At 47.4% G+C, this 21,953-nt stretch carries 27 protein-coding genes and 1 pseudogene; 6 read left to right on the top strand and 22 right to left on the bottom strand.

Features of this window, described 5'->3' with window-relative positions:
• Nucleotides 1–78: 78 nt before the first annotated feature.
• The 7 genes from ACTHRE_RS08120 to ACTHRE_RS08090 form a co-directional block, all read right to left on the bottom strand.
• Entirely contained in the window at nucleotides 79–201 is a 123-nt protein-coding gene (locus tag ACTHRE_RS08120) for a hypothetical protein (RefSeq protein WP_256388733.1), read from the bottom strand.
• Nucleotides 198–353 (bottom strand): hypothetical protein, encoded by a 156-nt coding sequence (locus tag ACTHRE_RS08115; RefSeq protein ID WP_440344982.1) that lies wholly within the window; start codon nucleotides 351–353, stop codon nucleotides 198–200. Before ACTHRE_RS08115 ends, ACTHRE_RS08120 begins: the two co-directional genes overlap by 4 nt.
• A gap of 99 nt (nucleotides 354–452) precedes the next feature.
• Nucleotides 453–692 (bottom strand): hypothetical protein, encoded by a 240-nt coding sequence (locus ACTHRE_RS08110; protein WP_188213213.1) that lies wholly within the window; start codon nucleotides 690–692, stop codon nucleotides 453–455.
• 27 nt (nucleotides 693–719) lie between these two features.
• Nucleotides 720–962 (bottom strand): toxin PIN, encoded by a 243-nt coding sequence (locus tag ACTHRE_RS08105; RefSeq protein WP_440344983.1) that lies wholly within the window; start codon nucleotides 960–962, stop codon nucleotides 720–722.
• Nucleotides 963–977: 15 nt separating this feature from the next.
• Nucleotides 978–1,892, bottom strand: coding sequence for an AAA family ATPase (locus ACTHRE_RS08100; RefSeq protein ID WP_219198622.1), 915 nt, complete (start codon nucleotides 1,890–1,892; stop codon nucleotides 978–980).
• Nucleotides 1,893–1,928: 36 nt separating this feature from the next.
• Nucleotides 1,929–3,929 carry a Mu transposase C-terminal domain-containing protein gene (locus ACTHRE_RS08095; RefSeq protein WP_440344984.1) on the bottom strand — a complete coding sequence of 667 codons (2,001 nt, stop codon included), beginning with the start codon at nucleotides 3,927–3,929 and terminating at the stop codon, nucleotides 1,929–1,931.
• Nucleotides 3,930–4,003: 74 nt separating this feature from the next.
• A complete protein-coding gene (locus ACTHRE_RS08090) occupies nucleotides 4,004–4,252 on the bottom strand; it encodes a helix-turn-helix domain-containing protein (RefSeq protein ID WP_039862369.1) in 249 nt (82 codons plus the stop codon).
• Between the two features lie 237 nt (nucleotides 4,253–4,489).
• Here ACTHRE_RS08090 and ACTHRE_RS08085 point away from each other — a divergent pair, with 237 nt between their 5' ends.
• Nucleotides 4,490–5,209 (top strand): S24 family peptidase, encoded by a 720-nt coding sequence (locus ACTHRE_RS08085; protein WP_070713288.1) that lies wholly within the window; start codon nucleotides 4,490–4,492, stop codon nucleotides 5,207–5,209.
• Between the two features lie 170 nt (nucleotides 5,210–5,379).
• Here ACTHRE_RS08085 and ACTHRE_RS08080 read toward each other — a convergent pair whose 3' ends face one another.
• From ACTHRE_RS08080 to ACTHRE_RS08010, 15 genes and pseudogenes are all read right to left on the bottom strand, one after another.
• A complete protein-coding gene (locus ACTHRE_RS08080) occupies nucleotides 5,380–5,469 on the bottom strand; it encodes a zonular occludens toxin domain-containing protein (RefSeq protein ID WP_440344985.1) in 90 nt (29 codons plus the stop codon).
• Between the two features lie 4 nt (nucleotides 5,470–5,473).
• The gene (locus ACTHRE_RS08075) at nucleotides 5,474–5,764 is read right to left on the bottom strand and encodes a DUF2523 domain-containing protein (protein WP_377073813.1); all 291 of its coding nucleotides are present in this window, start codon (nucleotides 5,762–5,764) and stop codon (nucleotides 5,474–5,476) included.
• A gap of 9 nt (nucleotides 5,765–5,773) precedes the next feature.
• Nucleotides 5,774–7,360 (bottom strand): IgG-binding virulence factor TspB family protein, encoded by a 1,587-nt coding sequence (locus ACTHRE_RS08070; RefSeq protein WP_377073814.1) that lies wholly within the window; start codon nucleotides 7,358–7,360, stop codon nucleotides 5,774–5,776.
• On the bottom strand, nucleotides 7,305–7,640 hold the full coding sequence (locus ACTHRE_RS08065; protein ID WP_283120644.1) for a hypothetical protein: 336 nt from the start codon (nucleotides 7,638–7,640) through the stop codon (nucleotides 7,305–7,307). The genes ACTHRE_RS08070 and ACTHRE_RS08065 overlap by 56 nt, the downstream gene beginning before the upstream one ends.
• Nucleotides 7,641–7,752: 112 nt before the next feature.
• Entirely contained in the window at nucleotides 7,753–8,028 is a 276-nt protein-coding gene (locus ACTHRE_RS08060; protein WP_070646341.1) for a hypothetical protein, read from the bottom strand.
• A 12-nt stretch (nucleotides 8,029–8,040) separates the two neighbouring features.
• The gene (locus tag ACTHRE_RS08055; RefSeq protein ID WP_070646338.1) at nucleotides 8,041–8,259 is read right to left on the bottom strand and encodes a major capsid protein; all 219 of its coding nucleotides are present in this window, start codon (nucleotides 8,257–8,259) and stop codon (nucleotides 8,041–8,043) included.
• Nucleotides 8,260–8,344: 85 nt separating this feature from the next.
• Nucleotides 8,345–8,548, bottom strand: coding sequence for a hypothetical protein (locus ACTHRE_RS08050; protein ID WP_049336678.1), 204 nt, complete (start codon nucleotides 8,546–8,548; stop codon nucleotides 8,345–8,347).
• Between the two features lie 13 nt (nucleotides 8,549–8,561).
• Nucleotides 8,562–8,873: a hypothetical protein gene (locus ACTHRE_RS08045; protein WP_070646585.1), complete on the bottom strand. Its 312-nt coding sequence runs from the start codon at nucleotides 8,871–8,873 to the stop codon at nucleotides 8,562–8,564.
• Between the two features lie 12 nt (nucleotides 8,874–8,885).
• Nucleotides 8,886–10,189: pseudogene (locus tag ACTHRE_RS08040) on the bottom strand (replication initiation factor domain-containing protein).
• Nucleotides 10,190–10,211: 22 nt separating this feature from the next.
• Nucleotides 10,212–10,442 carry a hypothetical protein gene (locus ACTHRE_RS08035; RefSeq protein WP_377073815.1) on the bottom strand — a complete coding sequence of 77 codons (231 nt, stop codon included), beginning with the start codon at nucleotides 10,440–10,442 and terminating at the stop codon, nucleotides 10,212–10,214.
• 127 nt (nucleotides 10,443–10,569) lie between these two features.
• Nucleotides 10,570–11,376, bottom strand: a complete 807-nt coding sequence (gene pflA, locus ACTHRE_RS08030) for a pyruvate formate lyase 1-activating protein (protein WP_039864035.1) — start codon at nucleotides 11,374–11,376, stop codon at nucleotides 10,570–10,572.
• Nucleotides 11,377–11,514: 138 nt separating this feature from the next.
• Nucleotides 11,515–13,800 carry a formate C-acetyltransferase gene (gene pflB, locus ACTHRE_RS08025; RefSeq protein WP_377073816.1) on the bottom strand — a complete coding sequence of 762 codons (2,286 nt, stop codon included), beginning with the start codon at nucleotides 13,798–13,800 and terminating at the stop codon, nucleotides 11,515–11,517.
• Between the two features lie 301 nt (nucleotides 13,801–14,101).
• A complete protein-coding gene (locus tag ACTHRE_RS08020) occupies nucleotides 14,102–15,400 on the bottom strand; it encodes an adenylosuccinate synthase (RefSeq protein ID WP_377073817.1) in 1,299 nt (432 codons plus the stop codon).
• A 43-nt stretch (nucleotides 15,401–15,443) separates the two neighbouring features.
• On the bottom strand, nucleotides 15,444–16,601 hold the full coding sequence (locus tag ACTHRE_RS08015) for an ATP phosphoribosyltransferase regulatory subunit (RefSeq protein WP_377073818.1): 1,158 nt from the start codon (nucleotides 16,599–16,601) through the stop codon (nucleotides 15,444–15,446).
• A gap of 323 nt (nucleotides 16,602–16,924) precedes the next feature.
• Nucleotides 16,925–17,728 (bottom strand): outer membrane protein assembly factor BamD, encoded by an 804-nt coding sequence (locus ACTHRE_RS08010; protein WP_003680807.1) that lies wholly within the window; start codon nucleotides 17,726–17,728, stop codon nucleotides 16,925–16,927.
• On the opposite strand from ACTHRE_RS08010, the gene rluD reads away from it, so the two are divergent.
• From rluD to ACTHRE_RS07985, 5 genes are all read left to right on the top strand, one after another.
• Nucleotides 17,727–18,851 (top strand): 23S rRNA pseudouridine(1911/1915/1917) synthase RluD, encoded by a 1,125-nt coding sequence (gene rluD, locus ACTHRE_RS08005; protein ID WP_377073819.1) that lies wholly within the window; start codon nucleotides 17,727–17,729, stop codon nucleotides 18,849–18,851. The two genes, ACTHRE_RS08010 and rluD, sit on opposite strands and share 2 nt — an antisense overlap.
• Before the next feature lie 81 nt (nucleotides 18,852–18,932).
• Nucleotides 18,933–19,703: a peptidoglycan editing factor PgeF gene (gene pgeF / locus ACTHRE_RS08000; RefSeq protein ID WP_377073820.1), complete on the top strand. Its 771-nt coding sequence runs from the start codon at nucleotides 18,933–18,935 to the stop codon at nucleotides 19,701–19,703.
• A gap of 120 nt (nucleotides 19,704–19,823) precedes the next feature.
• On the top strand, nucleotides 19,824–20,303 hold the full coding sequence (locus ACTHRE_RS07995; RefSeq protein ID WP_003685752.1) for an LPS-assembly lipoprotein LptE: 480 nt from the start codon (nucleotides 19,824–19,826) through the stop codon (nucleotides 20,301–20,303).
• On the top strand, nucleotides 20,303–21,304 hold the full coding sequence (gene holA / locus ACTHRE_RS07990) for a DNA polymerase III subunit delta (RefSeq protein ID WP_440344986.1): 1,002 nt from the start codon (nucleotides 20,303–20,305) through the stop codon (nucleotides 21,302–21,304). The genes ACTHRE_RS07995 and holA overlap by 1 nt, the downstream gene beginning before the upstream one ends.
• Nucleotides 21,305–21,450: 146 nt before the next feature.
• Nucleotides 21,451–21,870 carry a hypothetical protein gene (locus tag ACTHRE_RS07985; RefSeq protein ID WP_377073822.1) on the top strand — a complete coding sequence of 140 codons (420 nt, stop codon included), beginning with the start codon at nucleotides 21,451–21,453 and terminating at the stop codon, nucleotides 21,868–21,870.
• Nucleotides 21,871–21,953: the final 83 nt, after the last annotated feature.

Raw genomic sequence — 21,953 nt, 5'->3', positions numbered from 1 at the left:
TCTTAAATCCTTTTAAATCAATACCTTACATTTTCAATAAGGCAAAAAAATATAGAGCAACATCAACGGCTTACCGTTTTAATTGTCGTCATAACCGTCATGGCCTTCGCCGATCATGTGCAACACGACGATTCGGGCCAACATTTCAAGCCAAATCCCCAGCAATACCAACACCGCCAATCCGACAACAAACCAAATCATTTTTTCTCCTCCTTCTTCTCGGCAGGCCGTTTAAAACGCGCCTGATATTCTTCGATTTCACGCTCTCTGTTTTTTTGCGCCATTCGCGCCGTCGTACGCCTGCGGTGTTGTCCCCAAGCCTGCCAATCCGTATTACGTCGTCCGAAACTCATTTCACACATCCTTTCACAATCGCCTTATCGCCATATTTCGCGCGGATTTCCTTTACCGCCCGTGCCAAAGCCTCTTGTTTCGCCGTAGGGCTCAATGGCTTATCGCTCATAAACAATCCCTTTCATTTTTTCCTCCGTACTCATCGCCTCGTATTGCTCGCCTAAAGCTTGAGCCTCCAAGTCCGCCAGACGCTCGCGGCGTGACATTTCCAACTTCGCCGCCGACACCACCGGCTTAGAGCAGCTGTGAAGCATCGTTCCCACCAAAACCGCCCAAAACAACAACCAAAAAGCCAAACCGATCCACTTGGTTTTTCGTTCGCAAAACAAATTAGACATTTTCCTATTTCCTTATAAATCAATTACTTAATATTTTCTCAAGGCAAAAAAATTATTGCGCACCCAATCCGCCTTAACCTGCGCCGCCCATTCCCTGGCTTCCTCTTTGCTTTCAAAGCGTTTCCGCAGTCGGCGGATTTGCAACCATGCGAAGCCTTCTTTGCGCTTGCCGCGCACATCCGCCCGCCAAATCTTGCGACGTTTATGGGTTTCATAATCGTGCCAAGTGTCCTCATAGACTCCGGCGTGTACCGCATATTCGTGTCTCATTTCAGACGGCCTTTCTTATCGGATAATCAGGGAGCTGTATTTCTTAACGATACCGGCCTGCATCTTGATACCGTTCTTGTTCGCCGTGCGTACCGCGCCGCGCATCAATTTGCTCATCCGGCGTGTATTGCCGTTACTATGCTTAACCAGTTCCAAGAGCGTCTCCTCGTCCGCATCAGGCAAAGCCGCTTTCGCAATCTCAAAGAGTTCGTCATCCGGCAAAGATTCGCCTAAATTCAGCGCAACAGACACGCGGCTATAAAGTTGCACCAGCTCGCCATGCTTACCGCGCAGGTTGGCCACCAGTCGGGGCATACCGCTCAACACTAAGCCGCAGCCAGTCTCATCGTGCAGACGGCGTACAATTTCAAGGGCGCGTAACGGCAGGTTTTCCGCTTCATCGACCACAATCAGACGGCCTGAATCGCGCAGGCGGTCAGATACAGACTCAAACAAATCATTCAAACTGCCCATCGCCGATACCTTCGCCGCCGTCGCCAACTTGCGCATCAGGACAAGTGCCGTGAAGCTCGGATTAGCCTCAATCAAGATAGCCGCAGGGTTTTTCTCGCAGTAGTTTTTGACCGCCTGCGTCTTGCCCAAGCCAGCCTGACCGTAGATCACCACCGTTTCGCCGCCTTCGTGCGCATCGCGCATCACTTCCGCAATGCGGCGTGTCGTCTTAGTCGATACAAATCCCAACACCAGCTCTTCACGTTGCGCTTTGCTGTCCTGCATCTCCAAAAACGCCTCGATTTTCGGCTCGATGGTTTCATAATTGCCGCCTTTTTCCGCATAAGTACCATTGAGATACATACTGATGGATGCCGGCGAAGTACCGATACCGCGTGCCAGTTGGGTTTGGTTCATACCTGATTTGGCTTTAAATTCAGCCAGTTTTTGTTGCAATGCTTGATTAATTTGTTTCATTTTTTTTAGTCCTTTTAAAAGAGGTTTAAAACCGTTTTAACTTCTATCCGCCTCAAACAACACAAAATCGTCTGTGCCCGTTTTCGGCAATACCGCATACTCCGCCTCGATGACGTTTCCGCCCAAATGTCCCAGCTCGTCCCAAACCGCAGCCTGTTCCAAAGCCGGATTGACTTCCGCGTTTGCGAGCTTGATTGCATTTTCCGCCCGCTTGATTTTGCCTTTTCGGCGTTTTTCCGCCAGTTGGTCGATACGAGCCGTCGGGAAAGCCTCGCGGGTATTGCCGTTGGCCTGCGCCTTAGTGATAAACTTGCCGTCCATATCAAACACATTGACCGCCGACGCATCGCTCAAATCGTAGCTGACCCGTACCTCGTCTTTGTGATACTCCGCCAGCTCAGTTGAGAAATAAGAGTTGTTGAACAAATCCAGCCAACCGCGCTGTACCTTTCGCACCTCTTGCGGCATAAACATCGTCGCCAGCTCTTCTGCCGACAACATATCCGGCGCGATACCGTCCTGTTCCAGCCTCATTTCCCGATAAGCCTTCGGCGTATAATGCCCGCCGTCAGGATGTCGTGGCAGCTCCCCGTGCGGGCGGTTGTTGTATTCGTCGATACACTTGACCACATCCGCTATAAAACGCGACCAGCTCGGCAGTTTTTTCAAATATTTCTGTTGTTCCTCCGTCAAATCCTTGCCTTTTTCCAAAGCATTAAAAGCACTTTCCATCTTGCGGTACATCAGGTTCTTCGTGCTGCTGTCCATCCCCGCGCCCGCAAACGTCTCATACTGTCGCGCCATCTCAATCAGATTGTCTTTCCACCATCGCTCAATGATGCCGCGCCCTTGCGGGTTGCCCGCGATACCCGTTTCATGCCGGATACCCAGTCGGGACGTAATACCCGTGATTTCATGGTCTATCGTCTTGCCGGTTTGGCCGCCGCCGTTATCCGAGTAATAGATAATCGGCAAACCAAAATGCTTGACCCCGATACGCAGAGCGTCCGATACCGCCACACAACTTTCAGCAAGAGATACCGAAAACCCGACCACAAACCGCGTACAACCATCAATAATCACCGTCACTTCCGGCTTAAACGGCCTGCCGTGTACCGGATGCGCCACCTTCGCCTTAAAGCTGTGGCCGTCGCCGATCCAAACATCGTTCGGCTTCAAAGCCCCCCAATCACGTTTCACATAAGGCAGCAGCGATTTATAAGCCGCCCCCGTTTTCCTGCCGCGCTCCTGCATAATCAACGGGAGCTTGTCCCAAACGCGCCGCACCATACTCAAGTTAGGCACATCGTTAACCGGCATATTTTCCGCTTCTGCCCACTGCACAAACCGGCGGTAGCTGTGTGCCAGTTTCGGCGCGGACGGGATATTGTGAAACTGCATAAACATCGGCAACCAACCGTAGCTCTCAATCGGCTTAACCGCCTTCGTCGTCTTCGGAGCCAAAGCAACCAACCGCTCCGTCGCGTTTTCCGCTTTCAAATAAGCAGAAATCCAGCCGTCTAAAGTACGTTCGCCAATCTTCGCCGACCGGCTGCGGTCATTGGCCTTTTCCAAGTTCCCAAGCGTGACCGCGTCCAATTTACCTTCTGCCAGCAAGCCCAAAAACTGAGCCACCGCAGCCTTCGCAGAGCAACCGTATTGATATTTGATACCCAACACCGCCGCCACCACCGCACATCGCGCATCCGCCACCGACCGTTGTTTCTCGTTCAACAGCTTGGCCGTTTCGGCCAGTGCCTGAGCCGACATCGCCGTCCCCGGTCTGACTTGGGGCAGGGTTTTCGGCATCTTCTCCGCCAGCTCGTCCGACTGCCGTTTCATGATGGCTGCTCGGATTTCGGCAGGGAGGGAAGCGATTAAGTATTTTTTCAGACGGCCTCCACGCGCTTTGCCAACTTCTTCGATGTACGGCCAGCCTTGTGTCTTGGCTCGCTTCTCAATCGCCTGTCTTGATACTTGTAGATTTGGCAACCGTAAATTTGCGAGTTCTGATGATGAAAGACTATCTGTTTGCATATAAAACTCCACTTATCCCGCTTTTAGTTCATTTGTAATCATTTGCATGATTTCTCTTAAACATCTGCGTATAATTAGTGCGAAGCACTTAATACTGGCTTGAAATTACGTTCTTCATAGCGTGTCGGCCAAATTACTTCAGGTGGGACGCCTATTGCATCTGCAATGATTTTTTCTCCTTTCAAATAAGGGAATTGCAATGCGCCTTTCAATGTATTTGGCGACAAGCCGGATGCAACACTAAGAGCTCTTACTGACCAACCACGTTTTTTGAGTGCTGCAACAATATCTGCGCGGTGCCAATCTGCGTTTTTTTGTACCATTTCACTTACTCCATACGTTAAACCGTTTTTCTAACCGTTTGTTCTTGGTTGATTGAATAATATATGCAACCAGATAATATGTAAAGCGGTTGCATAGAGAAAAATATAAGCTTTCGCTTAGGTTTTCTGTATGTTTTTGTTTATTAAATGAATTAATTTTATGCAACCAAATACATTTAGTTGCATAGAAAGTTGCATAGATATTTTTATGTATGCAACCACATATAGAGATAGCTTATGAATACTTTTAAAGAAAGATTGACCTACTTATGGCGCGATAACCCAAAGCCTGCGGTTATTGCAAGAGATATTGGAATGAGCCCGCCTGGATTTAACCGGATTTGGTATAACGACGGCCTTCCAAACACTGAAACCCTTATAAAGATTCAAGAATCTACTGGGTGTGATTTAAACTGGCTGCTGACCGGCAAAGGCTTACCGTATCTTGATAAAGCTAGGCCGGAAAACGCCGGAGCATTCTCTGTAAGCAGAAATTCTGATGGAATTACCGACACTATGGGCAACCCTGTCGACTTGTCAGAGTTTGTATTCGTGCCGCGCTACAACGTAGCCGCAGCAGCAGGGTATGGCGCACCGGTCTTCGGCGAAGAACCTTTGTTCTGCTTGGCTTTCCGGAAATATTGGATTGACAACTATGTGACCAAACAGCCGGAAAAGCTGTCTGTAATTACCGTAAAAGGCGATTCAATGGAGGGAGTGCTCAATCATGGGGATTCCATTCTCATCAATCATGCCGAAACCGACCCGCGTGACGGCCTATATGTCTTGCGTATAGGCAATGACCTCTTTGTCAAACGTGTGCAACGTATACCGGGCAAACTGCTTGTAACGTCTGAAAATCCACGTTACGCACCATTTGAAATAGATTTGAGCAATACCCAAGACGACATCGCCATCATAGGCCGTGTTGAGTGGTATGGCCGGAGTATCGATTAAATCCATTTTAAAAACCTCTTAAAATAGTTTTAAAAATTTCCCAATCCCGTCAGCTTTCAACAAAAAACCGCGCATTCCGGCGCGGTTTTGTGAAAAAGCTGGCGTAACTTTTCCGGATACAAAAAAACGCCGAAATCCACGTCTTTCCGAGATTTCAGCGTTTTTTTACTCTATTTGTTCCTTGTGCAAAAACTAACAGTCCCCCACACTACTCGTGATGTTTTGCCAGTACCCATGTTCCCTGTAAACAAATAAATCATAAAGCTACCTTGGCATAATAAAAGTTAATTTATTTAATGTATTCATTCCAATATAAAAGCTGAATGCGCCGAATAAATAACCGAGACCTTGTCCAAAACCACCTATTAAAAGTAAATTTAGAATATCAGACGGCATAGAATTTATGGCATTCAAGGTGTAATCTTTAAATTTATTTAGCGCAATAATATAGCCTGCATATGTTACAAACGTCATGCCAGTAGCAATAATTATTCTGACAATTAGCATTTTGAGCAAAATTGCCAATAAAGGTATAAGACCTGCAAGTAATTGCATAAGTACCTCTTATTTCCTCAAAGACCCAAAAACAATAAAAGCTGACATGATGATGAATCCGAGCAGAACGGCAAAACGGACTTTTTCCATGAAAACGCAGAGCGGTTCATAGCTGATTTGTACCGGCTTTCCCCAAATACTAAAACTTTTTGGCTGAGGACAAACGCCATTTGGCGGTAGGAAGTTGTCACTGTTCCATGTGTTTTCATCGGTTACCCGAGGAATATTAATGTCATCAAACATACCTTCTTCTGGTTTGCCCATTTTGTCACAGGCTAAAATGTCTGGGAAAAAATCACAAAGTAAGCCTTTTGATTCTTCTTTCTTGTCATCTTTTTTATCTTCTTTTCTTTTATCTTTATCTTTATCAGATGGATCATCATCCGGATCAGGTTTATCATCTGGACGTTTATCAGGCTTATCATCGGAATCAGGATTATCATCAGGTTTTTTATCAGGCTTTCCATCGGGATTACCGTCAGGTTTTCCGTCAGGGTTACCGTCAGGTTTGGATTTAGGTGCTTCTGAACTACCCGGATCAAGATCAGGACGCTGCGTTGTTTCAACTTTTGCAGTTGAGTTGCCATTTGAATCTTGGCCGAAAGTAATGGTAATTTGCACCGGCTTGCCATTTTCGGGGGTAACAGGGCCAATGGTTACAACAGTACCGGCAGGGACTGATACTTTTTCGTTATATTCTGGTTTGCCTGTGCCTTCGACGAAGGGGGTAGGGTTGCTATCTATTGAATGGGTTGACATTTTTAGAAATGTTTCTTGATCAAGGACTTGTGTATCTCGCATTTTTAAACGAAAAGAAACTGAACTTCTGCCGTCACTACCTCTTTTAACTGAACAACCACCTCCATTTAAATCGAATAGACATTCATCTAAATGGTAATATTCCCAAAATTTAGAACCTAAATCTTTATCAAGTTCCTTTTTACGTTTTTCCCAAAAAGGGCCAGCCAGTTTTTCCATTTGGCCTTTCATAAGTTCTTCTGCTTCGCGTTGGCTTTTACCGCCTTTTCTGTAAGCATTTAAAACCGAACTATCAACGCCATAACATGCAACATCTTGCACTCTGTCGCTTTCATCTCTAACCCAAATACAATTTCTCGCAGGCCATTCTTTTAGGAATTCTTCGCTAGCTTCATTCCATTTGTAGCCTTCAAATTCAAGATCAGATTTAACAACTTGATAGGCATCATAAGCATATGAAGCAGCACCAACATAAGGAACAGCTTTTAGACCAAGTTTTGCGCCTGCTTTTACCAGGCCAAATGCGCCTGATAGGACGGCTTTTCGGGATACTCTAGCTTCTAACGTTACGGGGACAGTTGAGGCAGATCTAAAGCCAGTTGATACGTCACGGACAGCTAGGGATTTACTGGAATTTTCATGATAAAACATATTCCCACCCATACCACCACGACCATTATCTAAATACCGCCAAGTTCTAACGCCATTTTGATTAAAACCGCCAGTCGAAACACGTACTCTACCATTTGGTTCAACAACTAATTCAGCATGAGCTTTAAAATTAAATCCTAATAGAATAACGGCCATAATAATAAGCCGTAGAAATTTGACCATCATAGAACTCTTTGCATTCAAAGCCATGTTCTAAAAACTGAAATTTTAAAAACGAGCCATCTTCAAAAAAAACTAACATATCATCAAGATATGTTCGATTTAAGAAATATTGAGATGCACTTTTTACCATGTTCTTAAAATCAGAAATTGGATAAATTTCTTTAAGTCTGAACATTTCAGCTATAAACACATGACACAATTTTTCATTTAAATAATTGGGATTCGTATCTTTTTTAAATCTCAATTCTTCTTCTGAAATGTAAAACATAATACTAACTTTCATAATGGTTGCTGAAAGTTAGATTTTGCCATTACCCGAATAGGGTATCAATCCTTGAATAAAATCGCCCCTATCAAAACAGGTACTGCCAGTCCCAAGTAAAAATAGTAATCCATCATTTGAGAACCCTTTTTAAAATGGATACAAAATACACAGAGGCCATCACGCCGAATAAGAGCCATCCTGTATCCAAACCGCTTTTTAAATTGTCACTTGGATCGCATTTAGGTAAATCGGCTTTAATCGTCTGTCCGTTCAGTTTCCATACTGTGCCGTTGTATTCAGGTTTGATAATTTTGCCGTCTTGGGTTATTTGAGGTACTACCAAGCTGAAATAGACGTTTTCAGCTTGGCTTTGCTCAAGACATTTATTCCCGACTTGGTAGTACATCTTAATTACCTATTAACGTAACAAGCGTTTCACAATGGCAATTACGAACAGCGCTGCAAAAACGCCGACAACCAGCCATCCTGCTTCAAGGCCGTCAGCTTTGGCAGATTCAATACCTGTTTTTGCGCCTTCGGGCAAAGCGGCATAGGCTTGTGTAGCAAAAGCCAGAGGAGCAGCGGCAACAACGGCCAGTTTTGCGCCGTATTTACGGCAAGTGTTCATCAATTTCATGATGTTTTCCTTAACGAAATGTTTAAAAAAATGTGTTTGCGGGCTATGTGAAGGTTTTAGAGACCGCCCGCCGAGCCTCTTAAACTTAATCTTCTTTTGTATAAAAACTGAAAATTAAAAATTCTCCACCAATTTCTTCAATCGCCGAACTGAAAGCGTCTTCATAACTTTCATATTGACCGGCAGATTTAATGTTTGGCGTAAAGCCAATATCGCCGAATGGATCGGGATAGATGAATTCATGATTTTCGAGTTCTTGAACAATAAATTTTTGCTGATACTTACTCATGATTCAGCCTTTCTTAGGCTTTGGGCGTTGCGCCTTTAACTTGGAAATCAAGCAATTTAGGAACAAGGCCTTTACCTGTTGATTCCATTGCTACGGTTACATCAACCGCGCATGGGAATTTGAGATTTTTCAGCTTTTCGAAATTATGGCTATCGCCAAATTTCATGCTTGCCGCGGTAAAGCCCACAGCATTTCCGTTTGACGGCATGGGGCTGGCTACCAAAACAGTGCAAGAATCGATTTTGTTACCGTCAATTTCGCCTTTGAATTGTTTTGCTCCCAACAGGGTTGCTGAATACGTGGTTACTTGGCTTTGCTCAAACATTTTGAATTTCCTTTACTTGTTTAAAAAATTTGAAATAATTTTCTCTTCGAGTTCGATTTCTCGAATGTGTTGTTTTTCCCTGTCTTGTGGGAATGCGGTTTCTTTCTCATCAAGCAAATCATCAAGTAATGTTTGCATGTTCAAATCATCAATTGCTTTTTGCTCTTCGTGTATATACTGGATCTTTTGTGTCTGATCTCTACAGTCGTATTGTTCAGGTTGTAAACCTTTGGGATAACCTTCAATGCCTTTTACAAGTTCATCGACAATTTTTGTATCATCCCAGCCTATATCACGGAGGAAATTAACCATCTTTCCAACCTGATTACGCGCATGAAACAGTTTGTGATCGAAAGATAAATTTACTGTTTCTGTCTTGGCATCCATCCGCTTAGCTTCTGTTTTGAATATCGCCGAACATATCGGGTAAGCACCACCAAGATACGAACCGGGATAAAGCAAAACATCTAAGGGGATTTCTATATCGCCTGCCCGAAATTCAGTTTCAAACCTGACCCATGGACTGTTGACATCGCCAAATTGTTTTCCTTTCTCATAGACACGTGTAAATTTAGAATTTCCGCGTTTACCTACATAAAAGGTTTTGCCGCTACCATCATCATTGCGCCATGCAGTACCGCGGCATTCACTTTTTGGCCTCATGTTATGAACATCAAAATGACCGTTATCATGATCAAGTAATGCTTGATCGGGCGTGTATTCGCCGTTAAAAAAATCATGGGCCACATCAACACGGGTAATTTTTGGACGTATGCACTTACTTAAAAACTCGTACAATCGGTTTTCCCAACCGGGTATAGCAGCCTGACAACCTGTACCATTCAATTCAACCAGCATTGTTTCTCGCTGACCGCCGTAATGAACCTTGCCGTATTCAACGTTATCCGGGCCTAGTTGGTAACAGCTTTTATAGAAAAACTTTCCTTTAAACGGTAGTTTTTGGGTAATGCCAAAACCTAAAATTTCTTCTAACAGCTCGCTATACTTCACAACGAATTCCGTATCGGATACCAATCCTTTACCTGTTACTTTCGGCAAACTGTCTTCGTGAATTGTGAAAGTGATTTGGTCAATAAATGCGCCGTCATCCCTTCCTCTTCTTAACGGTATTTCAATGAATTTACCTTTTCCATCCGATACGAAATGGCTGAAATATTCAAATTCGAAGTCTTGGTTCTCCGATTTTTCCGCACCCTTCGGATTAGGGGTTTTATTTTGCTCCCCCCCCCTATTAGCCTAGGGGGGCAGCCTTCGGCGGTTGTCGCAGCCTTGCCGTCCGCTGACGCGTCCGCCATATCCGCGACCACCGCCACGGCTTTATCTTCCAAGGCTTTCACGGTTGCATTCCTTATCCATCAGTTCTTTTACAAACAATCTGCCGCATTCATACGCTTCGTTTTCGGTTTTTTGTTTCAAAGTCGGATTGCGGATAGGGAAACAAACTGTTTTGATGCATTGGGATTCGTTGTCTTTATCCTTGAACACTTTCAAGATGTATGCTTTCGGGAAAGATAAGGGTTCGGGATTGACGGTATAGAAAATAAACATGATTAAGCCCCTTCACTGGCTATAGTTAAGGGGCTTTACAAGAATTAAAAATATGCGCCCCTGATGGAACGCAATATATAAGGCCGTCTGAAACTGATTATTTCGTTTCAGACGGCCTTTTTCTGTTTTAATAAATAATGTTTTTTCCGTAGCTCTCTAATATTTCTTTGATTTTCAAAATGGTTTCTTTGGGCGGTGGATGTACGCCTTTTAACTTGTATTCGTCACCGCACAAAGCCCATTTATGTGCGCCCAATTCGTGATACGGCAAAAGCTCGACCATTTCGACATTATCCATATCACCGATAAACTCGCCCAATAAATGCGCCGATCGCTCATCATCGGTATAACCGGGAACAACCACATAACGCACACGCGTCGGCTGATTGCGTTCGGCAAGATAACGCGCAAATTTCAGCGTTTTGGTATTGGGAATACCGACGAGTACTTTATGAATTTCAGGATCGATTTGTTTTAAGTCGAGCATGACCAAATTGGTATGATCTAGCAAATCATCCAAAATCGAATCATAGTGCAAAGCATAGCCATTACTGTCGAGACAGGTATGGATATCGTGTTCCCGGCAGGCCGTAAACCAATCGCGTACAAACTCATATTGCAATAACGGCTCGCCGCCGGTTGCCGTTACACCTCCGCCTGTCGCACGCAGATAATGACGATAGGTCATGACCTGCTTCATCACGGTTGCCACATCCAATTCCTGCGCCTGCTCGGTATGCAAATCCCAAGTATCGCGATTATGACAATACAGGCAGCGCATCAGGCAACCTTGCAAAAAGAGCACGTAGCGCAAACCCGGACCATCGACAGCACCGCAAGATTCAATCGAATGAATAATACCTTTGCCGTTATAGTGACGGTGGCCAAGGTCTTTCAGTTCCGGCTCGGGGGTAATGGCAAAAGTCGTGGACATAGTGTTCGGCTCAAAAATGTTTTTGCTTATATGGATTGTACGATAATAAAGGCCGTCTGAACATTTCAGACGGCCTTGGAGCTTTGTTTCAAAACAAACCAAATGCAAATTTAGCTTCTGGTTTGTTTCGCCACCCGATTACATGGTTTCTGTGAATGTACGGGTAATCACGTCAAGCTGTTGTTCGCGGGTCAGCGAGTTGAAGCGAACCGCATAACCGGAAACACGAATGGTCAACTGCGGATATTTCTCCGGATTGTGCATCGCATCTTCCAAAGTCTCGCGATTCAATACGTTGACGTTCAAGTGTTGGCCGCCTTCCAAAATACCGTCTTCATGGTGGAAATAACCGTCCATCAAACCGGCAAGGTTGCGTTCGCGAGAATGCTCGTCTTTACCCAACGCGCCAGGAATAATGGAGAAGGTATAGGAAATACCGTCTTTAGCAAACTCAAATGGCAGTTTGGCTACAGAAGTCAATGAAGCGACTGCACCGTTGACATCACGACCGTGCATCGGGTTTGCACCCGGACCAAACGGAGCGCCAGCGCGGCGGCCATCCGGAGTATTACCGGTTTTCTTACCGTAAACAACGTTGGAAGTAATGGTCAGTACGGACTGAGTCGGAGTGGCGTTGCGGTAAGTTTTGTGGGTTGCCACTTTTTTCATGAAGCGTTCTACCAAGTCGCAGGCGATGTCGTCCACGCGGTCGTCGTTGTTACCGAATTGTGGGTATTCGCCTTCGATTTCGAAGTCAACAGCAATACCGTTTTCATCGCGAATCGGTTTCACTTTGGCGTATTTGATGGCGGACAGTGAGTCGGCAGCTACAGACAAACCGGCGATACCGCATGCCATCGTACGTTTCACGTCACGATCATGCAGCGCCATCAACGCGGCTTCGTAGCTGTATTTGTCGTGCATGTAGTGAATAATGTTCAGCGCAGTAACGTATTGGGTTGCCAACCAATCCATGAATTTGTCCATGCGCTCAAAGACAGTGTCGTAGTCCAAAACTTCGTCCATAATCGGCTCGGTTTTCGGACCAACTTGCTCTTTAGATTTTTCATCCACGCCGCCGTTGATTGCGTACAGCAGAGTTTTAGCTAAGTTAGCACGTGCGCCGAAGAACTGCATTTGTTTGCCGACCACCATCGGGCTGACGCAGCAGGCAATGGCGTAGTCGTCGCTATTGAAGTCAGGGCGCATCAAATCGTCGTTTTCGTATTGGATGGACGAAGTATCGATGGATACTTTGGCGCAGAATTCTTTAAAGCCTTGCGGCAGTTGTTCTGACCACAATACAGTGATGTTTGGCTCAGGAGACGGGCCCATGTTGTACAGGGTATGCAGCACGCGGAAGTTGGTGCGGGTTACCAAGGTACGGCCATCCAAGCCCATACCGCCGATGGATTCGGTTGCCCAAATCGGGTCGCCGGAGAAGAGTTGGTCGTATTCGGGCGTACGCAGGAAACGGACCATACGCAGTTTCATCACCAAGTGGTCAATGAATTCTTGAGCTTGGGTTTCGGTAATCACACCGTTTTTCAGGTCGCGTTCGATGTAAATATCCAAGAATGAAGATACACGGCCGAAGGACATCGCTGCGCCGTTTTGAGATTTAACGGCAGCGAGGTAGGCGAAGTAAGTCCATTGGATCGCTTCTTGTGCATTTTTTGCAGGGCCGGAAATATCGTAGCCGTAAGAAGCCGCCATTTCTTTCATTTGGTTCAATGCTTTATATTGCTCATTGATTTCTTCGCGGCGGCGGATCACTTCTTCCAAGTCCACACCGTTTTCCAAATCGGCTTGCAGTGAGTTGAACTGGTTGAGTTTGTCTTTCATCAAGAAGTCGATACCGTACAATGCCACACGACGGTAGTCACCGATAATACGGCCACGGCCATAAGCATCCGGCAGACCGGTAATCACGCCTGATTTACGGCAACGGCGGATATCGGGAGTGTAAACGTCAAACACGCCTTGGTTGTGGGTTTTGCGGTATTTGGTGAAAATTTCGCTGACTTCGGGATTCAATTCAACGTTGTACACTTTGCACGCGTCTTGCACCATTTTCAAACCGCCAAACGGCATGATAGAGCGTTTCAAAGGCTCGTCTGTTTGCAGGCCGACGATGGTTTCCAAATTTTTGTCGATATAGCCTGGAGCATGGCTGGTAATACCGGAGACGATTTGCGCGTCGATTTTATACGGCTCGTGCGTACGGTTTTCAACCTTGATGCCTTCCATCACTTCCGCCCACAGCTTGGTTGTGGCTTCGGTTGCTGGTGCCAAGAAAGAGGCATCGCCTTCATATGGCGTGTAGTTTTTTTGAATAAAATCGCGGACATCTACGTTGGTTTCCCAGTTGCCACCGACAAAACCTTCCCAAGCGGCTGGACGTTGCTGAACATCATTTGACATATCAAGCTCCTAATTTTATTGAAAATATAGACTGTAAATTTTCTGAAAGGATAACATCAATACCCATTTATTTACAGGGGTTTTTATGAAATAAAATTACAGATTTGGTTTTTCTTGATTTACGTCAATGAGAATAATTGTTACTTGGCACTACATCTCAGTTTCCAAACACTCGCGTTAAAAAACGGCGTAAAATACAAAATTCAGCCCTGAAGACAGACGTCCTTCAGGGCTGAATGTTTATTGCATTTATATAAAAGGCCGTCTGAAAATTCAGACGGCCTTTTATTCACTTAATCAATCAAGCAAACGGGTGATGCAAAACAATGGTTTCTTCGCGATCAGGACCGGTTGAAACAATAGCCACAGGCGCACCGCAAACTTCTTCAATCCGTTTCAGATAAGCTTTAGCGTTTTCAGGCAGCTTGTCGTACTCTTTCACGCCGAAAGTCGACTCGCTCCAACCCGGCATAGTTTCATAAATCGGTTTGCAGGTTTCTACCGCATCAGAGCCGCAAGGCAGAATGTCGGTTTTGCTGCCATCAGGCAATTCATAACCTACACAGATATTGATGTTTTCAATACCATCCATCACGTCCAGCTTGGTAATGCACATGCCGGAAATGCCGTTAACTTGAATAGAGCGTTTCAGAGCAGCCGCATCAAACCAGCCACAACGACGCGCACGACCGGTTACAGAACCGAATTCATGGCCGCGTTCAGCCAAGCCTGCGCCCACTTCGTCAAACAATTCAGTCGGGAATGGACCGGAACCCACGCGAGTGGTATAGGCTTTAACGATACCCAAAACGTAATCCAGCATTTGCGGACCTACGCCTGCACCGGCAGAAGCTGCACCAGCCAAGCAGTTGGAGGAAGTGACAAACGGATAAGTACCGTAGTCGATATCCAGCAACGTACCTTGAGCACCTTCAAACAACAGGCTTTCGCCTTTGCGGTTTTTCTCGTTCAAAACACGGGAAACATCGGTAATCATCGGCGTAATGCGCGGTGCAACTTTTTCAATGACCGCCATCACATCTTCAACTTTTACCGGCTCGGCATTGTGCAGGTGTTGCAACTGGACATTGTAATAAGCCAAAACAGCTTCCAGTTTTTCAACCAGTTTTTCAGGGTGTAACAAGTCCACCACGCGAATCGCGCGACGGGCAACTTTATCTTCATAAGCCGGGCCGATGCCGCGACCGGTTGTACCAATTTTGCTTTTACCGCGGGAAGCTTCGCGTGCTTGGTCAAGCGCAATGTGGTAAGGCAGAATCAATGGGCAGGTCGGCGCAATTTTCAGACGGCCTTTAACGTTTTTCACACCGGCAGAGTTCAATTCGTCGATTTCGCCCAACAATGCTTCAGGAGAAACGACAACACCCGAGCCGATGAAGCAGTCCAAAGTCTCATGCAAAATGCCGCTTGGAATCAGGCGCAAAATGGTTTTTTTGCCACCGACGACCAAAGTATGGCCGGCATTGTGGCCGCCTTGGAAACGTACTACACCGCTGGTTTCTTCCGCCAGCCAGTCAACAATCTTACCTTTGCCTTCATCACCCCATTGGGCACCGATTACGACAACATTTTTAGCCATAGCCATCTAACCTTATTTCAGATACAAAATTTCAAAATAAAACTCAATCGTTCAAAGCGATTACTTTCCAAACGCCGTTTACCTGTTTCAGACGGCCTGTAACCTCTTCTGAACCGTTATAGCCGATACCGTAATCGATAACGACACATTGTCCTTGTTCGCGCAAAGCATCTAACGCTTCTTGAGCCGCAGGCATGTCTTTTACATCGACAGCCACCACGGATTCTCGTCCGATAGCAGGAAGGCGGCCGATAAAGCTGCGCAAATCAAAACTGAATCCAGCAGCAGGACGCGCACGTCCGAAGTATCCGCCCAATCCGTCATAACGGCCGCCGCGTGCTACGGCATCATGACGGTTTGAACCATAAGCCGCGTAAAGCAAACCGGTGTGGTAATTGTCAACGCGCAGTTCCGACAAATCGATATGCACTTTTTGATTTGGGAACGCATCGCATACCGCCTGCAATTCATCCAAAGCCGCACTGACTGCGGACAATTCCGGTAATTTCTCACGAGCCACAGTCAGCACTTCACGACCGCCGTACAGTCGGGGCAACAGTGAAAACGCTTTTGCCCACATGCCGTCGAGTTTCCACTCTTTGACCAACTGGCTGACAGCCTCGGCATCTTTGTCCTGCATCGATGACAGCAGGATTGCCGATTGCTGCTCATCCAAATGCGCGGCATTTGCTAAAGCACGGAATACGCCGATATGACCCAATGAAAGCAAAACTTCGCCCATGTCGGCAATCTTCATGCTTTTCAGCATCAAATCAATCAATTCGATATCCGCTTCAATGCCTTCCAAGCCGTACATTTCCGCACCGGCCTGCAAAGGCTCGCGCATATTGAGCAATCCGTCAGGCCGCGCATGAAGCACCGAACCGGCATAGCATAAACGGTTGATACCTTGATTGGCGGAAAGCAAGTGGGCATCAATACGCGCCACCTGCGGCGTAATATCCGCGCGGATACCGAGCTGACGACCGCTGAGCTGATCGACGACCAAAATGGTTTTCAAAGACAAACCGGCATCGATATGCGTCAATAAGGAATGGCTGTATTCCATCAATGGCGGTTGCACCAATTCATAACCATGCACGCGGAACAAAGCCAATAGCCGCTCACGGGCGCTTTCCAGTTGTCGGGCATTGGTCGGTAACACGTCGGCGACGTGTTCAGGAAGCTGCCAAGACTTCATGAGAATCTACCTCTGTTTTTTTGTAAACATAAAGGGCTGATTAAATTTAAAACCAAATCAGCCTGACGACTGAAATTTTCCTGAATGCATCAACGGCAAATCCGATGCGGCTTCAACAAAACTGATTTTAAATTTAAACAGCCCCTGAGTAACGGCTTCAAACCGTCGAGTTATTAAAATCAGACTTTACCATATTAAAACGAATTTTGCACCCTGTTTACAGAGAGCGTAAAAAAACATTAAAAACAAAGGCCGTCTGAAAACCAAATGCATAGCTGCATCATTTTCAGACGGCCTTAATTCATGCCTGAACAACCCGACGCTTAGCGCCAGTAACGCCACCAAGGCATATCGTCAGATCGCCATTCGTGTTGCAAGAACGGGCTTTGCGGAAAGTTGGTTTCCAAAACGCGGCGTGTATCGGCAGCCAGTTGCGGCTTGTCCAGTTTTTTGTACGCCAATTCCATCATCGCCAAAGCTTCTTCGACGTAACGGGTATTTTGGTAACGGCTGACGATTTTTTGCGCACGGTTGGCTGCTGCGACATAAGCACCGCGTTTCATGTAATAACGCGCCACAGATATCTCGTTACCGCCCAACGCGTCCACCAGCTTGGCCATACGCTCGGTTGCATCGGCAGCGTATTTACTGTTTGGATAACGTTGAACCAACTCGGCAAACGCCTGATAAGCATCGCGGTTGGCTTTCGGGTCGCGGTCGGACCAGTCTTGAGAAGCCAGTTTGTTCAAGAAAGACTGGTCTTCGTTAAACAGGACCAAACCTTTCAAGTACAACGCGTAGTCCATATTCGGATGTTGCGGATGATGGCGTTGGAAACGCGCAATGGCAGCCAAGGCTTTTTCCGGCTCATCGTCTTTATAATAGGCATACGCCGTATCCAACTGGGACTGCTGTGCATAGCGGCCGTTTGGAAAACGGGACTCTAAAATTTCGTATAACTTGACAGCTCGCGTATAATTGTTGCTGTTCAATTCGTCTTGCGCTTCGGCATAAAGCTTTTCCACACTCCAATCTTGAGTAATTTGGGCGTCTTTATCGATTGTGCCTTTATTTGCGCAGGCACTCAGTGCCAAACCTAAAGAAACTACTAAAAGAATTTTTTTCATGCAGAATACTTCCTTTGATAACGAAGCCGATTATAGCGATGATTTAGACTTTCCGTCATCCCCTGAAACAGAAAGTTGTGTTAATTTGACCGTTCCGCTCGAAATGGCGGGCGGAAGGCTGGATGCCGTATTGGCCAAACTCATGCCCGACTACTCGCGCAGCCGCCTGAGTTCGTGGATTAAAGAGGGTGCAGTCATTGTAAACGATAAGCCCGCGCAATCCAAAGATAAAATGATAGGCGGTGAATTGATTGCCGTTACGGTACGTCCGAGCGAAGAAAACCTCGCGTTCACACCCGAACCGATGGATTTGGACATCATTTATGAAGACGATACCGTCATCGTCATCAACAAACCGGCCGGATTGGTCGTCCATCCTGCCGCAGGCAACTGGAGTGGCACCCTGCTCAACGGCCTGTTGGCGCACTGTCCCGAATTAAGCCAAGTGCCGCGTGCGGGCATCGTACACCGTTTGGACAAAGAAACCAGCGGTCTGATGGTGGTCGCTAAAACCCTGCCGGCGCAAAACTCATTGGTTCAGCAGCTTCAAGAGCGCACAGTCAAACGCATTTACCGCGCAGTCGCCAACGGCATTGTTCCTTTCGACGGCAAAATCGAAACCCAAATCGGCCGCGATCCGCACAACCGCCTGAAAATGGCAGTCGTCAAATTCGGCGGCAAACCTGCCATTACCCACGTCAAAGTGTTGGAACGTTATTTGGCACACAGCTACATCGAATGCTCGCTCGAAACCGGCCGCACACACCAAATCCGCGTTCATATGCGCGAAGCCAACCATCCGCTGGCCGCCGACCCTGTTTACGGCAACCTGCGCCATCCATGTAGCGACGCAGTTAAAGAAGCCATCAAAGCCCTCGGCGCGCGCCAAGCCCTGCATGCCTACCGCTTGAGCTTTGTCCATCCGAAAACCGGCGAAACCGTTTCCTTTGAAGCGCCTATACCTGACGATATGTACCACCTGCTTTCCGTCCTGCGTCTGGAAGCCGGTTTGGATTCGTCCCTAAGCAACGAGGAAGAATGGCAAGAAAAATTCGGCACAGACGATGACGACGATTGGAATGAAGACGACTACGATGTCGAAGTCGTTTATGTAAGGGATTAAACCCATATTTTTAGACGGCCTAAAATATTATTTCAGGCCGTCTGAAATCAATCCGTTCCAATATTCAGCGATTCAAAGATTATGAAAACCATCACAGATACCCTAAACCTCGCCCCGCAAGGCAAGAATTTTTTGACTGCCGACTGGCCTGCTCCTGCCAATGTTAAAACGCTTATTACCACGCGCAACGGCGGTGTCAGCGAAGGCGTGTACCGCAGCCTGAATGTCGGCTCACACGTCGGCGACGATCTGGAAGCCGTGCTTCGCAACCGCGAAATCGTACAGGAACAAGTCGGCCTACCCGTTGCCTACCTCAATCAAATCCACAGCACCATTGTTGTAAATGCCGCCGAAGCGTTAGGAAATACACCCGACGCCGATGCCTCGGTGGATACAACGGGAACAGTCGCTTGCGCTTCGATGACTGCCGATTGCCTGCCTGTCTTGTTTTGCGACAAAGCAGGTACAGTCGTTGCGGCGGCTCATGCAGGCTGGCGCGGTTTGGCCGGTGGTGTTTTGCAAAACACTATTGCAGCAATGAATATCGAGCCGTTGGAAATCATGGCCTATCTCGCCCCTGCCATCGGCCCTGATGCGTTTGAGGTGGGACAAGATGTATTTGATGCGTTTTGCACCCCTATGCCGGAAGCTGTCGATGCGTTTGAAGACATCGGCAGCGGCAAATACCTTGCCGACATTTACGCTTTGGCGCGCATGGTTCTGCACCGCGAAGGCGTGAACATGATTTATGGCGGCACCCATTGCACCGTCTTGGAGCGCGATACTTTCTTCTCCTACCGCCGCGACGGGCAAACCGGCCGCATGGTCAGCCTGATTTGGTTGGAAAAATAAGATTTGCGCCATCAAAAACAAGGCCGTCTGAAATACTTTCCGTTTACGGTTTCAGACGGCCTAAACATTATTCGTTATAATCCGACGATACCGTAACCGGTTTCAACGAAGGAATATCCAATGAAAAAAATCCTATTGCCTGCACTCGCTCTATTGCTTGCCTCTTGCGGTTTTCACCTGAAAGGCACAGGCGTGACTTCGCAGCCGCTGCCTTATCAAAACTGGCATGTAGAAGGCGGAGCCGTCATGCAAAAAGCGCTGGAAAATGCCTTACGCCGTGCCGACGGTCATCCGGTTAGCGAAGCCGAATCACAAATCACCCTGCGCGTTGTCGACTTCCAAAAACGTCGCGATATCTACACCATCACCCGCGCCGCCGCGATCAACGAATACCTGCTGGCCATGACCGTCAAAGTCCAAGCCTTCCGCAACGGCGAGCCGGTTGGCGAACCGATAGAAGTTAAGGTTCACCGCACCATGGACTATGCCGACAGCGAAGTTTTGGGCAAACAGGAAGAGGAAGAAACCATCTGGTCTGAAATGCGCATCGACGCCGCAGATCAAATCGTCCGCCGCCTGACTTTCCTGAAGGCGCAATAATGGCTGCCGCGCCCATTGAGAGCCTGCACTCCGATACGCCGCTCAAACCGTTGTACATCATCCACGGCGAAGAGGATTTGTTGCGCATCGAGGCTTTGGATACGCTGCGCGCAGCCGCAAAAAAACAAGGCTATCTCAACCGCGAAGTCTATACCGCCGAAAACAATTTTGACTGGACCGAGCTATTACAAAGTGCCGGCAGCGCAGGTTTGTTTGCCGATTTGAAACTGCTGGAAATCCACATTCCCAACGGCAAACCTGGCAAAAACGGAGGTGATGTCCTACAAGCCTTCGCCGAACGCCTGCCCGAAGATACGGTTACGCTCATCCTCCTACCCAAGCTTGAAAAAGCGCAAATCCAGTCCAAATGGTTTTCTGCATTGGCAGGCAAAGGCATCGTCTTAGAAGCCAAAGCCGTTGCGCCACATGCTTTGCCGCAATGGATACAGGGCCGTCTGAAACAGCAGGGTTTGGATATCGAACCTGAAGCACTCGCCCTTTTTGCCGAGCGCGTCGAAGGCAATCTTTTGGCCGCCCGTCAGGAAATCGAAAAACTCGCCCTGCTCCATCCCCAAGGCCATTTAATCAATATTGCCGACGCAGAAGCCGCAGTTGCCACCGTCGCCCGCTTCGACGTATTCCAACTGGCAGGCGCATGGATGAAAGGCGATGCTCTGCGCGTTTCCCGTTTGCTGGACGGTTTGGAAGAAGAAAGCGAAGAGCCGGTTTTGCTGTTGTGGGCAGTTGCCGAAGACATCCGCACCCTAATCCGCCTGACTGCCGCACTCAAGCAGGGCCAAAACATCCAAAGCCTGCGCAACAGCCTGCGCTTATGGGGCGACAAGCAGACTCTTGCACCGATGGCGGCTAAACGCATTTCCATCAACCGCCTGCTCGACGCGCTCAAAACCTGCGCCAAAATCGACCGCATCATCAAAGGCGCGGAAGAAGGCGATGCATGGACCGAGTTCAAACAGCTCGTTACCTCGCTGGCTGCTTGAAACCGTTGCCACGCGTCAAGAAACTTGCACGCAATACGCCCCAAAAACAGAAAATACTGTAAAATAGCGTAAACTCAAATTCAGGCCGTCTGAACCTCGCATTTCAGACGGCCTCTTCCAGCAAAAAACAAGGAAACATCAACCATATGGATAATAAAACCAAACTTCGCATCGGCGGTCTGGCCCTGCTGTCCACTGCCGTATTAAGCCTCATCATCGTTCTGATCGTCGATTCATGGCCGCTGGCCATCCTGTTGGCCGTCATCATCGTGGCCGCTGCCGCAGGCGGTTTTGTTTGGACTTCACGCCGTCAGCAACGCCAATTCCTCGAGCGCCTGAAAAAATTCGACATCGATCCGGAAAAAGGCCGTATCAACGAAGCTAACCTGCGCCGCATGTACCACAGCGGCGGCCAACATCAAAAAGACGCAATTACCTTGGTTTGCCTGTCACAAAAATGTTCCGTTGACGAAGCGCACGCCATCTTCAAAAAACGTCCGACCCGTCAGGAAATGAACCAAATGGCTGCCCAACAGGCACGCGGTCAAAAACGTCCACATCGCTAATCCCGACAGTAACAGGCCGTCTGAACATCCTATCCCGTTTCAGACGGCCTGTTTTTATTTCCATCAAACCCATTTCCGTTTCC

It is taken from the genome of Neisseria sp. P0001.S007 (assembly GCF_051963655.1).
Taxonomy (GTDB): Bacteria; Pseudomonadota; Gammaproteobacteria; order Burkholderiales; family Neisseriaceae; genus Neisseria; species Neisseria subflava_A.
Note: the sequence above shows the minus strand (reverse complement) of the source record. Positions and strands in the feature narration are given on the sequence as shown.